The following is a 14,735-nucleotide window of genomic DNA, read 5'->3' on the forward strand; positions in this document are numbered from 1 at the left end:
TAATGTCATTTATCAAGGTAAAGGTTATTTCCTATAATAACATCAATAAAAATGACTCTTACATTTCTTTGAAAGTAAAACCTGTAGATGAAAAATCTAAAAGTTTTATTTCTGAAAATTTCGAGAGCAGCGGTAAAAGCTTCATTATACATACGAGCGGTAGGGCGTTTTACACACCTAGCGTAGATGATACCGTTGTTATTCGAGGCAAGGTTTCAGAAAACAATGATGGCTTTAAGTATTTTGAGTTTAATTCAATTTTCCCTGCTCACTTTCTTGAAAAGTCCAATCCAAACATTCAAGAAATTTTAGAATCTAAAATCTTTGAATCAATTGATTCAAAAGATGCACAACAAATTGGAGTTAAGTATGGAAAAGGGATTATTCCTATTCTTGAAAAAGAGCCAGAGAAGCTTGTAAATGATGGATTCAAACTAGATATCCAAGCGGTAAAGAGAGATTGGTCAAAAGCAAAGATGATTGCCCATGATGTTGAGTTCATGAAGCAGTTAGGCTTTTCTTATGATGACATCGCTAAATTGTTTGATATTTTCAATGAGCACCCACACGGGGCTTTAAATGCGATTTCAAGAAATCCTTATAGACTGATTGATTATTTCCCAATCTCTACAATTGATAGCTATATTAAGAATCTGTATTGGGAAGAAGATTCATATGCTCGCTTAAGTAGTATTGTGGACTTCTTTTATAACCAGTCAATTAGCGGTGGTTCTACGGGTATTTACCCTAAAAATCTATTAGATAGTGTAAAAGCTGAAGGAGTAAACCCACACCTTATCCTAAATCACATGAGAAGTGATATGAGGGTTGGTATTTACAATATGATTGGAGATGTTCTTCAAAGCAAATTACACGCAAGGCTTGAAGAAGAGACAGCTCAACATCTTGCTGATTACCTTACATCCTATAAGATTGATGACTACTCAAATCTTGATCCTGATGAAGATTTTCTGACTGATGAGCAAAGAACTGCTGTAAAAAATTGTGTATCAACAAAATTAGCAATACTTACAGGGGGACCTGGTAGGGGTAAGACTACTGTAATTAAAGCAATCATGGGATTGATTAGAAAAGCGTCTAACAATACTCAAAAAATTGTTTGTATGGCACCTACCAGTCAAGCTGCAAAAAGAATGTCCGAGTCTATTGGAGAGGATTGCTTCACTGTGCATGAGGCAATAGGATTCAATCAGGATAGCGGGTTCTATTCAAAGGTAAACAAGCAAGTTGATGCAGACGTTATTATTGTTGATGAAGTATCAATGCTTGATCTATACGGTCTGTCTAGATTGATTAAATCGTTAAAATCTACAACAAGATTGATTTTAGTAGGCGATAAAGACCAGCTACCTTCAGTTGAGATTGGAAATGTAATCGAAGATTTGATTTCAATAGAACAGGTAAAAACAAGCTACTTAACAACTCCAATTCGCTTTGGAGAGCACTCAGAGATAAATGATAACGCCATGCTTATCAATCAAGGGGAAACGCCTGCGCTTAATCAGAACCGTCATGGTTCATGGCACGTTATCCCTACTGAGAATGACTTCCAAACACAAGATAAGGTAATTAAGTTATGTCAAGGCTTTATCCCTGGTGAGCTTGGGATAGATCACTCTAGGATTCAGGTTCTGTCTGCGCAATATGAAACGCCTATCGGCGTAAATACGATGAATGAAAAGCTCAAGCCTATATTCAACCCTCCAGGGCGCAACTCGTTCAATGCTAAGCTTGGTGGTAAAGAGTTTAGGGTAGGGGATAGAATCGTTATCACGAAGCGAATCAAAGATAAAAATATCCCTAATGGAGCGGTTGGCGAAATTAAATATATCGACTTCAAAGGGAAAAAAGTAAGCATTGAATTCGATGGAGAAACTGTTGCATTACCTCTATCAATTGGTCGTCAAATGGAGCTGTCTTACTCTAAGACAATTCACAAATCACAAGGTACTGAGTGTGACGCGATTATCATCCCTATTTCAAAAAGCAACAAAAGAATGCTGAATAGAAAACTTATCTATACCGCAGTAACAAGGGCTAAACAGCAGGTGTTTATTGTTGGTGATGTGAATGCATTCTTGGAATGTATTAAGGATGAAAACCAAGAGGAAAGAATCTCGTTCCTTTCTCATCGCATAAAAGAAAACATTGAAAAGAATCTCAAAATGTCCAAAGAGATCTCAGCCAAAAGTGAAGAACTTGGCGTTCCTTTTCAATAAAAAGACAAATAAAAAAGCGCATCATTGGATGCGCTTTTCTTTGTTTCGATTAACCACCGTAGGCAAGTAATTTAACGCCTTGGAGTATGATTAGTACAACACTTGAAGTTAAGAATGCTGCGGTAGTTAGCTTAAACACAGTGTTTGATTTTTGCGTTTCAATCAGCATGGTTCTATACATTTTAATTGCTTTTTTGTACTTCTTAATCTTAGCTGTTAATGAACCGATTTTCTTTGCTTTTTGCTCATTAGCTTTAGATAGCTCATCTACTTTAGCATCATATGTAGCTTTCATAGCAATTAGCTCAGCATTTTGCGCTTCAATCTCTTGGATTTTTTGCGCGGAGATGTCAGTTGCTGAGATTTCACCACTAACAATCTTGGCTTGTAGTTCCTCTAGCTGAGCTTTGAAAGACATCGATTTCTGCTCATATTGAGCAAGGCTTTCAGTCAGACTTTGATTGGTTATTTCAAGCTTACTGTTATTGTCATTCAGGCTTTGAACTTCTAATAGCATAGCCTGACTTTTCTCTCTTTCTTTAGACAGAGAAAGCTCAACTTCACGATGCTTACTAATTGCAACATATTCACCTAGAATACGCTCAATTTCAGCTTTATGGTCTTCTTTTAGAGAAAGAATCTGACCTTGTAGCTTGTCTACTTCTTCTTGGTGCTTATGATTTGCCAAAAGTAATTTATTATTAATTTCTTCAATCACGATAGAGTGTTGAGCCTCAAGAGCTGCTTTTTGTTCACTTAGCTTTTCTGCTGCCAACATCTCATTTGCTTTAAGGGCAGTTGCTTTCTGCTTTTCTAGATCTTGAATTTCCTGCTTGTGTGCTAGTTTGGTAGCATCAAGAAGTTCATTAAGTTTAGAGATTTCACTTTCAGCATTTTGACTTTGGAATTCTAAAGTTTGAACTTTGCTCTCAAGCTCACTAACGTTACGACGATGCTTTGCTTGAAGTTCGTTCTTTACATTAGTAAAAAAATTGTCTCGTTCCACATGATATTCTTCTTCACTGATTGGCTCTCGACCAATGAAGTTTTTAATATCATTAAACTGTTTAACAATCTGAGATTTGTCTGTTAAGTGGATAGAGTATCGTTTTTTTAGCATTGTCGCTTGAATGGTTTCAGCCCACTCATTCCAGTCCATTGCCAGACCAAGCGCAGAACCTGTGCGCGTAATGAACTGATGCATTGTTTGATGTTGTAAGCGACCAGCCTTAGAGCTTGCTGGGATAGATGCTTCTGGGTTTAGCAATTGATCTTCAGGCAACGAACATGCTTTAGAGACAATCTCAGAGACATGCCACCAGTCCATGATATTGATCTTATTCTGCAAGTCTGCAAGCTCAGATGCTACTATAGGGGTAACATTAGACCCGATTTCTTGTTTTAGAGCACTCATTTATTTAGCCTTATTTTTGGTTTTTATCTTTTTATTTAATTCAGAATTCTACAATATGGTTAAAGCTAACGCAACTTTTATGTATTGGAAAATCAGTATTAATACATAAAATAAATTGTGGTATAATAAGCAAATAGAATAAATGAGAATAAAAAATGAACAAAGATCCAAGTCAAATTCTTAAAGAGTATTGGGGCTATGACGGGTTTAGACCAGGGCAAGCCGAAATTGTTGATAATGTAATCAGTGGTAAAGACTCATTAGCCATCATGACAACAGGTGGTGGTAAGTCAATTTGTTTCCAAGTTCCAGCATTGGCGCTCGATGGAACGTGTGTGGTAATTAGCCCACTTATTTCATTGATGAAAGACCAAGTTGATAATTTGCTTAAAAGAAATATTCCTGCAACATACATCAACTCTTCTTTAGAGCCTCAAGAAATCTTCAACCGCGTTAGACTAACTGGTGAAAACGCATACAAACTTGTATACATGGCTCCAGAAAGGCTAGAGGACGAGAAAATGCTTGAAGCCTTGGCGAGAGCTAAGATTTCATTTATTGCAATCGATGAAGCGCACTGTGCGTCTTTGTGGGGGCATGACTTCCGTATTGCATATTCTCGAATAAATGATTCGTTACAGAAAATTGAGTCGGTTCAAAATCGTAGAATCCCTAGAGCGGCGTATACAGCTACAGCAACTGAAAGGGTGCGCGAAGATATCCTTCAAACTCTTGGGATGGAAGATCCATATATTCAAGTTGGTAACTTTGATAGACCAAACATTAGATTCCATGTAAAAGAACCGAACAGTAAGACTGAGGCACTAACAGAATTGTTAGACCATCATAAAGGTCAGGATACAATAATTTATGTCCCAACAGTAAAGCTGGCTGAAACATTAGGTGCAAGCTTGAATTCAAGGGGGCTTAATGTTGGTGTGTATCACGGTAAATTAACACCAGAACAGAAAAATAGCGTACAAGACGCTTTCATTGAAAGCCGCTTGAAAACTATTGTTGCTACGAATGCTTTCGGTATGGGGGTTGATAAACCAACTGTCAGAGCAGTCATACACTTTAACATGCCGCAAAACCTTGAAAACTATTATCAAGAAGCGGGTAGGGCTGGTCGTGACGGAAAAGATTCTGATGCTTACTTGTTATACAGCAAAAAGGATAGGGTGCTAAATGAGTTCTTTATTGCAACGTCATATCCAACAATAGCGAATGTAATTGCTGTAAGAAATGCACTCTTCCAGTTAGTTGGTGATCGTGTTGATTACATGAAATTTGAAACTATTTCAGATTTTGTAGCGGAAAAGATTAGCGCATACGAAGTTCAAAGCATCATGAACATCCTAGAAGACCAGGGTGTTATTAAGATGAAAGGCTCTGAAGGCGATTATTTGGGCGTAGAAGTGTCAATCGAGAACATTGAGGCTCCTTTAGACTTAGACTACCTTCAAGAGCGAAGAAAGACCACACAAGCAGCGCTAAACACTATGGAGCGATACTGCCAAACTAAACTGTGTAAGCGCACTGCGATTATGAAGTATTTTGGTGACTCTCATCAAGATAACTGTGGTACGTGTTCTTCATGCCTTGAAAAGAGCTTGGAAGGGCAAAAAATCAGCAAGTACAGCGACGAAGATTTAAGAGCTGCCTTATCTTTGATTGAAGACACAAATGGTCAACTTACCACTCAAAGGTATGCTGATATTCTTGTAGGTCTCCAAAAAGAGTCATTAATTAGAAGAAACTACGACCAACTCAACCAGTTCGGTCTTCTAAAGCATATGACTACAATTAAGGTCAAAAGACTGATGGAGGATATGATTGATGACCAGATCATCCACGTATCTAAAATGGAGGGTAACTACAAGATCACTCCAAAAGGAAAAGAGCTTTTAGAAGGTAAAAGCCAAGAAAGAGTGATCAGCGACTTTGGAACAGTGAAGAAGTCCAATGAAGCTGGCGTAATGAAAGTTAAGCAGATATATGACCCAGAGCTTTATAAAGTCATTCTTGAAAAGCGTAGCTTGTTAGCAATGAAGAGGTCTTACCCTCCACACATGATCTTCAGCGATAGAGCGGCAAGAAAGCTTGCTACTATCAAGCCGCTGAACAAGGAGTCAATGTCGCAATGTGATATATCTGATCAAAGAATCAGAATGTATGGTGATGACATCATTGCGACAATCAGTGGATATATATCATTGAATAATATTGACGCTCCATTTTCCGATAATTCGAATTCTGGCAAAGAAGATACTGAAAAGAGTCCGAATGTGAACGCGGAACATGAAGGCAATGATGTTCATGTTGTGGAAACTTCTTCTGTTAATGGCTTAATGACATTGAGAGCAAAACTTGCACAAACTTTCGATGAAAACGAAATGCTTATCTTTAGTGAGAATGTTGCGAAAGCAATTTCTGAAAAGATGCCAACATCAATTGATGATCTTACAAATTGCGGTATGACGTTGCGCAGAGCCAAAAAATATGGAAAATACATCCTTCAAGAGATTAATAAAGATAATAAAAAAGATTCGGAGCTTGAAATTTAATGTTTATTGTTATTGAAGGTGTTGATGGAGCAGGTAAAAGTGAACAAATATCAAGAGTTTGCTCTTACTTTGCTTCATTAGGTTTTGATGTTGAGATTACTAGAGAGCCAGGAGGCACTCCTGCTGCTGAAGCCATTAGAAGTGTGCTTTTAGACGATTCCTTTGAAGAGGTTATCCATAGTGAAACAGAGATGCTTTTATTTTTAGCTTCTAGAAATCAGCATTATAAGAACAAAATTAAGGAAAATCTTCAAAAAGGCAAATTCGTAGTCTGTGATAGATTTGAACCATCAACCTATGTATACCAATGTATGAATGACAATAGTCTATTTAGCTCATACAACGCCCTTAAAAAGGCGATAGGTTTTAAGTGTGAACCAGACCTTACATTCGTTCTAGATATTCCATATGAAACGTATGAGGAAAGAATGATTAGTAGAGGGAAAAGGAACAGACTTGATCCTAACGGTAAAGAGGATTTCGATAAGATTCGAAATAGATACAAAGAATACTGTTGGCTCAACCCACACGCTATTTGTATCGATGGGGTAGGAACAATGGACGAAGTGTTCGAAAGAATAAAGAACCATTTGGATAATGAGAGCCGCTTATAGCGGCTCTTTTAATGCATTATCATAAAGATTATGGAACTGACTTATGCTCAATTTATATTCATTAAAAGTATCAAGCTCCCTTATAATTATAGGATAAAGCCTATTTTTTTGTTCCCATCCAAGGACTTTAAAGGTGCCATTATCTGCAATTAATACTTCATCAATAGCCATTATTGGTAGTCTATATCGGTTCGCATATTTGATGTATTCGTTGCGAATGAAGTTTTCGTATTCGGAAAGATTCTTAACCTTAATGGAGATTGATATTTCACCGTTTTCATTTTTAATATCAAATTTATTAAGGATTAATCCTGGCAAATTACGAACAATATCTTCAATTTTTGAAGTTTCATTCAATAAAAATTGTACATCGCTACTCATTTAAATCTAAGCCACCACCAATAGAAACAAGGATGTATTCTTTAACTTTTGTTGGGTGAGCATTGAATTCTCTACCATCTGAAGTAATTAGTCTGATGCAGTGTTCACCGCCATCCAAATCCAAGCCGATAATTTTCACTTCCTGATGAACGTCAGGATAGAAAAACTTGATTTTTAACCATTCCTCTTTGAATCCAGAATTTGCGCACCACTCACAGTACGCTTCGCTCATGATCTGCTTATAATTTCCTTTGTATACTGAAAGATTGCAAATCATAACGTTGTTAAAGTTCAAATACGAAAAGTCTGGTGAAGAGTATCCTTTCTTAGCAAGGTAGTTTTTAATCGTGTCCTTTAATCCATCCATAACCTCTACGTCACTTTGATGCAAATTACTCATAACGGTATCTCGGAGTGTAATTTAAATATTGATCCACGAAATCTTTCTGTCTTTCAACCCAGTAACTATTAGCATCTGACTCACTCAAGCAAGCTTGCTCTTTACTTAGCCCTGAACGAGATAAATTGATAAATGCATCAACTTGAGTTGAAAGAATTTCAAATTTTGAAGAACTTACATTTTTGGTTAAAGCACAAATTTGAATTGGTAAACCGTCATAGCTAACAGGAGGCAATCCATTCTTAATTCGGTTTTTATTTACCATTGGAGTTTCTGGATCAAAACTATACTGCTCATAATTTACCATGTTGTCGTCTTGGTAAATTTTTATGCCATTGAATGTGACATTATCATCCCACTTACTTTTTAGCTCTTCATGCTGAGTTTTCATTATATAGAAAATTGCATCTTCTACTTCAGATTGACTGTGCTCAGTTTTTAATACAGAAAGAGACTGTAAGCTTGACAGGAGAAGATCGTTTTCTTCTTTAGTGTTTTCAGCAACAATTTTCTCTTGTTGGCTATGTGGTTTTCTTAGGAGCTGGAACCCGCTATAAGCGTCATCGAAAACACCAACTTTGTCGAGTGAGCCACCATTTGCGAAAGATGAAGCAGAGGCAAAAGCAATGCTTAAGGCAATAATTTTAGATTTCATATTACTTTTCATATTTATTTCATTTATTAATCAGGACATGTCCACACATTGTAATATCTATCTAATTCCTCATCAACATACAGTCCATTGATTTCTTCAATTACTGAAGATACAACAGCTTTTGCTTTGTCTAAATCGATTTCGAAAAACTCTCTAGAGTCATTACAACGATATGCGTTTAATCTGTTGAAAATTTCAGTTTCAGCTCTATATGATTCCATTACTTGGCTATAGAAAAGAAGATCAAATGGGTAAGGAACACTCGTATTAAATAATGAGGACAATCTGCCCTCAATATCTGTAGTTGTTCCTATCTTTAATATTCCAGGCATTGCCTTATTAGATAGGATGTAAATGTAACCATCCATAATTACCCCAAGTCGGCAGTTGCAAACTGCATCATTGGTACAATGGTAAGTCCGAAGAGAACTGCGCCTGCTAGACAAAGGAATACAACAGAAACACCCTGAAGAATTGGTGCAAGCATTCTCACTCTCGCGCCATAGATGTTCTTATATTGAATCGCAATAGCATCGAGAGAAAGAGCAATATTTTTTCTGTCTTCTGATGATGAAAGTGCGGCAACATCGGTTGGGTGCAAAGATTTCAACTCCATAGCCCAGTCTCTACCAGCGCCGCGTCCAATAGCATCTGCTGAGTTTACTAGCTCCTGTCTTAATTGACCCTTTTCAGCAACGCTAGCAGAGAGGTAGAGTGCCTCTTGCATTCTCACGTCTGATTTCGTTAGCATACTTAAGCCAAATAGAGCAATGTATGAGTTTTTAGATAATGCGAGATCTTTGTAGTAAGGGATCTTTAGAATGATTTTATCTACTAAAAGTGGAGCAAAGTTTCTACCCCATTTATTCATTGCCCACAATACAAACATCATTAGGGCAAATGACCCCATCATTACTTCACAGAACTTGCCTAGAGTGATCGCCCAGTCTACATCGATAGAGTCACCAGCAATTACCATAAGGTCTGATTCAAGCGTTTGGGGACCCATATATCGTGTTGTACCAAATGTAATACCCACAGCAGAGAAAAAGCCCGTTAAAGCACTACCAATCCCAGCGCCACTTTCACGCTTAATTCGATCCATTTCGATTTCAAAATCCGCTGCATTTCTCAGGGCAGATGCAGTATCACCGCCGATGATTCCCGCTTTGATCAGGGCAACTGTTGTTGCAGGGAACTCTTTTGGACCAAGAGACTCAATTGCATCTGGTAAGCTTTTACCTGTAGAAATATGCCTAAGAAGCCTTGATGAAATCTTTTTTATTTTTCCTTTAAATGTTGATTCCATTAAAGCCAAAGATTCAGAGACAGGCATTTTAGAGCCTGTCATCGCGGCTAATCGCTGAAGAAAGATTTGTCGGTCAGCAGTTTCAAATGCTGGCTCCCACTTGCCCATTGAGAAGGCTTTTTTACAAGATATGACCTTTCCATATGTCTTGGCAATTTTCATTGCATCAAGCTGGTCAGGAGCCTCAATCTCTCTAGTGATCAGTTTCCCTTTATGTTCTATAACGCATTTAAATAATTTCATTTTTTATAGTTCTGTAATGTGAAGGTTATCTTTTATTAATAATTGATATTTTTCTTCAAATTCATCTTTCCAGTTTGGCTCTAAATCAGAAAGTGACTCTTTAATTTCATTTATTTGATATGTGTTATATTCTAAGAATTTAGCGCTTTCCGTCAAGCTAACTTTCTTTAGCATTCTACGCATTAATTCATATTCAAGCATTGAAAGACCCTTGTCACCAAATACACGATCAATCTCTTTGAAATTAGTAATGCTTTTTTCATACTTTAAAAATGCGTTTTGGATTATTGTTTTCCAAAGGGGTTTTTTCTCAACAAGAACCTTTTCAATTTCTTCATCAGTATTGAAGTAATAACATTCAGAAACGATTGTTCGACCTGAATACCCAGAATCCAAGCATTTAGGACAACCAGAGCCACCACATGATAAACAAAGAGTCCTAATCAGGGTTTGGCACAATACAGAGCGCAAGATATCTTTTAATTCATGTGGAGGAACGCCGATATCCCTAAATCGGTTAAATGCGCCTAAAATTGAGTTAGTGTGGATTGTCGCAAACACCAAGTGACCTGTTTCCGCCGCTTTAACTGCGTTACGCGCTGTTTCTTCATCACGAATTTCACCCAAAATAATGATGTCTGGATCCGAACGCATAAAGGCTTTAAGTGCTCTAGGATAGTTATATCCAACCGCATCATTCATATTACATTGAACTATGTAAGGAATTTGATATTCCACAGGGTCTTCAGCGGTAAATATTGCTTTTGAAATCTTATCCAAACCTTTAACTGTAGCATTTAGGGTGGTAGTTTTACCTGAACCCGTAGCACCACAAATAAGGTTGATTCCATTGATCAAGCTTGCGCCTTTCTTCCACTCGTTAATTCCTTCGATACCCAAATCATCAATTTTTTTATTGGCATTCTGAGGGTCAAGAATACGCATTACGATTGTTTCACCATTGGTTTCCACTACGGTAGCAACACGTAAATCAACCATGCGACCATCATGCTCAATCGAAAAACCACCATCTTGTGGGATTCGCCTTTCAGCCATATCAATTCTTGATTTATCCTTTATCCTTGAGGTCAAGACTTGATATTCTTCAAGCTCACCTTCGTGATAAAGTGTTCGAACACCAAGATATCGAACTAAAATCGTGTATGACTCAACTTTAGGGTTTATGTGTATGTCAGATACACCCTTAATAATGCAATCTCTTAAAAGGCTTTCTAGAGTAAGCCCATCTTCATCACTCGATTCTCCAAGCTTATCCAGATAGGATTCAATAGCTTCCAGACTCGACTCAATAAAAACAATTTCTTGAGCAGGAAAGTAGGGTTTAAGTAAGAACCTAACTATGGCTTCATCAGTAAAAGTGCTTATGTAAACATTTTTAACAGTGTCTGCGGAAATTTTAGTTTTCGTCTTAACTAATATCTCAGTTGGGACATGAGCAAGAATTATTTCTTCATGCTCAAGACCGTCTTGAGAGATTTTAAGCATGGAATCAACATACACATCTTGAGATATGAATCCGTTTTTAACGAGGATATGACCAAGTTTTCTACCAGTGACGGAAGACTCCATTTCACTGGCTTTCAACTCTTTATCAGTCACTAAGTTATTCTTTAATAGATGCTCTTTTAGTTGTTCGTTTCTTGAGCTGGAATTTACTTTATTATTCATTGGTTACAGTTCCAATTACTTCTATTTGTTGTAATTTTATTATTTACGCTTTCAGAAGTTCCGCTGGTGTTACTAATAGAATCGGAGAATAACAATCCAGTCCAACATGTTTCAGATGTAATATTAGCGTTATCACCATAAACACCTAGACCAGACTCATCAACAATCGCTGTTACGTTTACACCTGTTAGGCTTAAATCCGTGCTTTCAGACAAACCTAACTGACCACCATTTTTTAATGTTATTGCGTATTTACTTTTAGAGATATTTATATCACTTCCAATTATATCCATTTTCCCTTGATTTACAATTGGGGAATAGTTTGCTTTAGTGGAAATATTTAGTGTTGATTTTTTAATTGCTACACTGGATGATTCATCGATAAAGATCGCTGACTTTAGATTATCCGTGGCTCCAGAAGTAATAACATTTACAGAAGAAGAGTTTATGTCTAGTTTAGAACCATCTAAAGAAACGACTCTTCCGTTATTATTTTTAACTCTGAAGTTTAATGTCGAATCTTTTACATTTACCTTGCCACTACTAACGCTCAAAACATTATCGTAAATGCCAGCAGTCATGTTTACGGTTCCATTAACAACAAATTCACTATTGACTGCGTTCATATCATTAATGTTGCTGTCTTCAACATAAATTGTGCTATTCAAGGCATCTATATAGATGCCATCTAACGATAGGTCTTTTACGTATAGTGATGCGTTACAAAGCTTTATCTTTGATGATGATGCACTTGTAAGTTGTGAAATGTTGGAACCATCAAAGGAACCGTTTAGATAAACCTTTCTAGGGTAAATATCTTTACTAAAGCAGAAGTCTATATCGCCAGAAACAGTGAATGTGTCAGGGTCAATCATTATGTTGTACTGGATTGCCGAACCCATTTTCCATGCGCTGGACATTGCAGATAAGTCCTGCGCATTTCCTGATAATAGAGGTATAGTTTTGGTGATTTTGTCATTCGAAGCCTGCTCTGACGAGATAGCTGTAACTATAGCGCCAGGAACTGTATAAATACCATCTGTCAGCTTAACTTCAGAGCAGGAAGGGGCATTACTGTCTTTAGAGTATGGTGATAGAATAAGTGCTGAAATAGATTTTTTGTTAATTGAAGAATCAATATTTAGATTGGATTCAGCCACATACTTTTTACCATTTACAGTAAGCAATGAAACATTGTAAGTGCTAAGGTCGCCTTCAATTTTACCTGTTTTTACAGTTGCTGATTCATAACCAACACCACCAATACTTTCTCCAATAGGGCAGTATACATAGTAACGACCAAAAGCGTTTACTTTAGGTAAACCATACCCGTCAGGAAGCACATGAAAACTAATATCGCTTATTCCGTTTCCATTGTAGTCTTGCTCTAAGTTCAATCCGAATGGCGCGATCAGCCTGCCAGTAGTTGGATCCTCAACCCTGTCGTTTTCTAACGCAATGACCCATTTGCTAGTAATATCTTTATCAGATTGGGTGGAGTAAAGCATGTTAGTTGAATGTGTCATATTCATAAAACTAAAACCAATGGCTCCCACAAAAGCCATGAATATGAGCGCAAGCACCATCAAATGAATCATTACATTTTTACCTTATTATATATGTTATCTTTTTATTTACAGGAAAAGTTACTGGCAAAACTTCAGTTTTTGACCCGCAGGTATCTGAAATAATGAAGTTTCCTTGAAGCTCATCACCACTGATTGCCTTTAACATTTTCAGTGAGCTTTCAGCTTTTATCTCTACATCGAAGCACAGCTCTACAGTCCCATTAACATGGTTATTTTCAAACTGAGAAAGCGACATGTTTTTTGGTAGTTTTGGTTGAGAAATGATGTCTGGTATGAACTGATCAGTACCAGTAGGATATTTGCTGTGAATCATCTTGTAATTCATAACTCCAGACGAGTATTGAATCAGTGATGATTTTATTAGAGTCTTACTTCCAATATCATCTATAACTGTGGGGTTTATGTAGTTAGCCCCAGCAGTTAAAAAAGCGGCAAATACGGCAATGGAGATAATCGTAATAATTAGATGCCCCATAATTAGATCGCTCTAGGCTTCTTTACCACTTTTGCAACTAGATGATCAGCAATTCTTGAAGGTCTATAGGTAGCCAATGCTAAACCCAGCCAGCCTGCAACTAGAAACAGCATGTCCCACGTATAACTACCGTAAGCAATGGCAGATAGTGCAAGGATATAATCCGATAAAATCATGCCTTTAGAGTCTAAGAAACCTTTTAATTTTATTATTGCGTTCATATTGTTTTCCTAATATTTTTTATAATTAATTTATTTGAATATGTTATTTATTGTTCTTATTAATGTCAATGAAGTAATTAATGTTTTATCAATAAAAAAGCAGCTTCTGGACATAGGCTTAAGAATTTATTTATTGTTTCACTGTTCGATAATTTACTCTTAATATCAGAGTCTTGGTATCGTGAGAACGCTTGCAAATCCTTTAATGAAATTTCCGTGCTTGAGTACTTTTTAATGAACTCTGTGATAGCAATATTGTGTGAAGGATCTCCATAACCACCCAGACTTTTCAGCTCCCACTTAGATACATCGTCGTAAGGAACAAACGGTATAAATGCGGCTTGATGCGATAATCTTGGTAGCAATAAACAAGCATAACCATCACACCGCCCTAAGAGCTTCATGTGCTTTTTTTTGTTGATTGCAAAGAACCTTTTATTAGGTGCGCAATCGAAAGTCTTAACATCGATACGTAGTCTGCCAGGATGGTTATCCAAAAAGAGGTCGGCATACGTATGTTTACTTCCGCCACCCAAGCTAAACATATTTTTAAGTGCGTTAATTTTTTCATCATTAGATAGGTACTGACCAAACCATTTGATTGCAATTAACTCACCTATAGAACCCATTAGATCATTGAGAATGTTTTTATCTCTTCCTCGGTCTCTGGAGATATTTCTTTTATTTTCATTTGATCTTCTCCGAGCCTCACCAATTAAAGCAGCTAACGCCCATTGTTCAGCGGATATCTTTACCATAAAACCACCAATAAAAAAGGCCGCATATGAATGCGGCCTGTTTGTTTCAGACTATTAGATAGTCATGTGAACTTTAGCTTTAGCAGTGCCAGAGCTAACGTCAATTGCATCAACATCAACATCAGCAGAGCCAGCGCCAGCTACTAGGTTTGCATCAGTGAAAGTACCGTCAGCAGCAAC

14 protein-coding genes are annotated in these 14,735 nt (G+C 37.1%); 3 read left to right on the plus strand and 11 right to left on the minus strand.

Annotated elements, in window-relative coordinates; translation table 11 throughout:
- Window positions 1-2 precede the first annotated feature (2 nt).
- Window positions 3-2,240, plus strand: a complete 2,238-nt coding sequence (locus tag R7P80_RS01580; protein ID WP_048515813.1) for an AAA family ATPase — start codon at window positions 3-5, stop codon at window positions 2,238-2,240.
- A 49-nt stretch (window positions 2,241-2,289) separates the two neighbouring features.
- On the opposite strand, the gene R7P80_RS01585 is transcribed toward R7P80_RS01580, so the two are convergent.
- Window positions 2,290-3,654, minus strand: a complete 1,365-nt coding sequence (locus R7P80_RS01585; RefSeq protein ID WP_020331495.1) for a hypothetical protein — start codon at window positions 3,652-3,654, stop codon at window positions 2,290-2,292.
- 155 nt (window positions 3,655-3,809) lie between these two features.
- Between R7P80_RS01585 and R7P80_RS01590 the strand changes: the two genes are divergently transcribed.
- Together R7P80_RS01590 and tmk are read left to right on the plus strand one after the other, a co-directional pair.
- Window positions 3,810-6,221: a RecQ family ATP-dependent DNA helicase gene (locus R7P80_RS01590; protein WP_318096591.1), complete on the plus strand. Its 2,412-nt coding sequence runs from the start codon at window positions 3,810-3,812 to the stop codon at window positions 6,219-6,221.
- Entirely contained in the window at window positions 6,221-6,835 is a 615-nt protein-coding gene (gene tmk, locus R7P80_RS01595) for a dTMP kinase (protein ID WP_020331493.1), read from the plus strand. Before R7P80_RS01590 ends, tmk begins: the two co-directional genes overlap by 1 nt.
- On the opposite strand, the gene R7P80_RS01600 is transcribed toward tmk, so the two are convergent.
- The 10 genes from R7P80_RS01600 to R7P80_RS01645 form a co-directional block, all read right to left on the minus strand.
- Window positions 6,830-7,216, minus strand: a complete 387-nt coding sequence (locus R7P80_RS01600) for a hypothetical protein (RefSeq protein WP_118895356.1) — start codon at window positions 7,214-7,216, stop codon at window positions 6,830-6,832. The two genes, tmk and R7P80_RS01600, sit on opposite strands and share 6 nt — an antisense overlap.
- Entirely contained in the window at window positions 7,209-7,616 is a 408-nt protein-coding gene (locus R7P80_RS01605; RefSeq protein WP_045592715.1) for a hypothetical protein, read from the minus strand. Before R7P80_RS01605 ends, R7P80_RS01600 begins: the two co-directional genes overlap by 8 nt.
- Window positions 7,609-8,283, minus strand: a complete 675-nt coding sequence (locus R7P80_RS01610; protein WP_318096594.1) for a hypothetical protein — start codon at window positions 8,281-8,283, stop codon at window positions 7,609-7,611. Before R7P80_RS01610 ends, R7P80_RS01605 begins: the two co-directional genes overlap by 8 nt.
- Window positions 8,284-8,297: 14 nt before the next feature.
- Window positions 8,298-8,639, minus strand: coding sequence for a GIY-YIG nuclease family protein (locus R7P80_RS01615; protein ID WP_318096595.1), 342 nt, complete (start codon window positions 8,637-8,639; stop codon window positions 8,298-8,300).
- A gap of 2 nt (window positions 8,640-8,641) precedes the next feature.
- Window positions 8,642-9,823, minus strand: coding sequence for a type II secretion system F family protein (locus tag R7P80_RS01620; RefSeq protein ID WP_045592718.1), 1,182 nt, complete (start codon window positions 9,821-9,823; stop codon window positions 8,642-8,644).
- A gap of 3 nt (window positions 9,824-9,826) precedes the next feature.
- On the minus strand, window positions 9,827-11,512 hold the full coding sequence (locus R7P80_RS01625; protein ID WP_020331488.1) for a GspE/PulE family protein: 1,686 nt from the start codon (window positions 11,510-11,512) through the stop codon (window positions 9,827-9,829).
- Window positions 11,509-13,110, minus strand: coding sequence for a hypothetical protein (locus tag R7P80_RS01630; protein WP_318096598.1), 1,602 nt, complete (start codon window positions 13,108-13,110; stop codon window positions 11,509-11,511). The genes R7P80_RS01625 and R7P80_RS01630 overlap by 4 nt, the downstream gene beginning before the upstream one ends.
- Before the next feature lie 7 nt (window positions 13,111-13,117).
- Window positions 13,118-13,576 (minus strand): hypothetical protein, encoded by a 459-nt coding sequence (locus R7P80_RS01635; RefSeq protein WP_318096600.1) that lies wholly within the window; start codon window positions 13,574-13,576, stop codon window positions 13,118-13,120.
- Between the two features lie 2 nt (window positions 13,577-13,578).
- The gene (locus R7P80_RS01640) at window positions 13,579-13,797 is read right to left on the minus strand and encodes a hypothetical protein (RefSeq protein ID WP_038129273.1); all 219 of its coding nucleotides are present in this window, start codon (window positions 13,795-13,797) and stop codon (window positions 13,579-13,581) included.
- A 77-nt stretch (window positions 13,798-13,874) separates the two neighbouring features.
- Complete coding sequence (locus R7P80_RS01645; RefSeq protein WP_318096602.1) at window positions 13,875-14,555, minus strand: hypothetical protein; 681 nt, start codon at window positions 14,553-14,555, stop codon at window positions 13,875-13,877.
- Window positions 14,556-14,735: the final 180 nt, after the last annotated feature.

It is taken from the genome of Vibrio sp. 2092 (genome assembly GCF_033339635.1).
In the GTDB taxonomy this organism is placed as follows: domain Bacteria; phylum Pseudomonadota; class Gammaproteobacteria; order Enterobacterales; family Vibrionaceae; genus Vibrio; species Vibrio alginolyticus.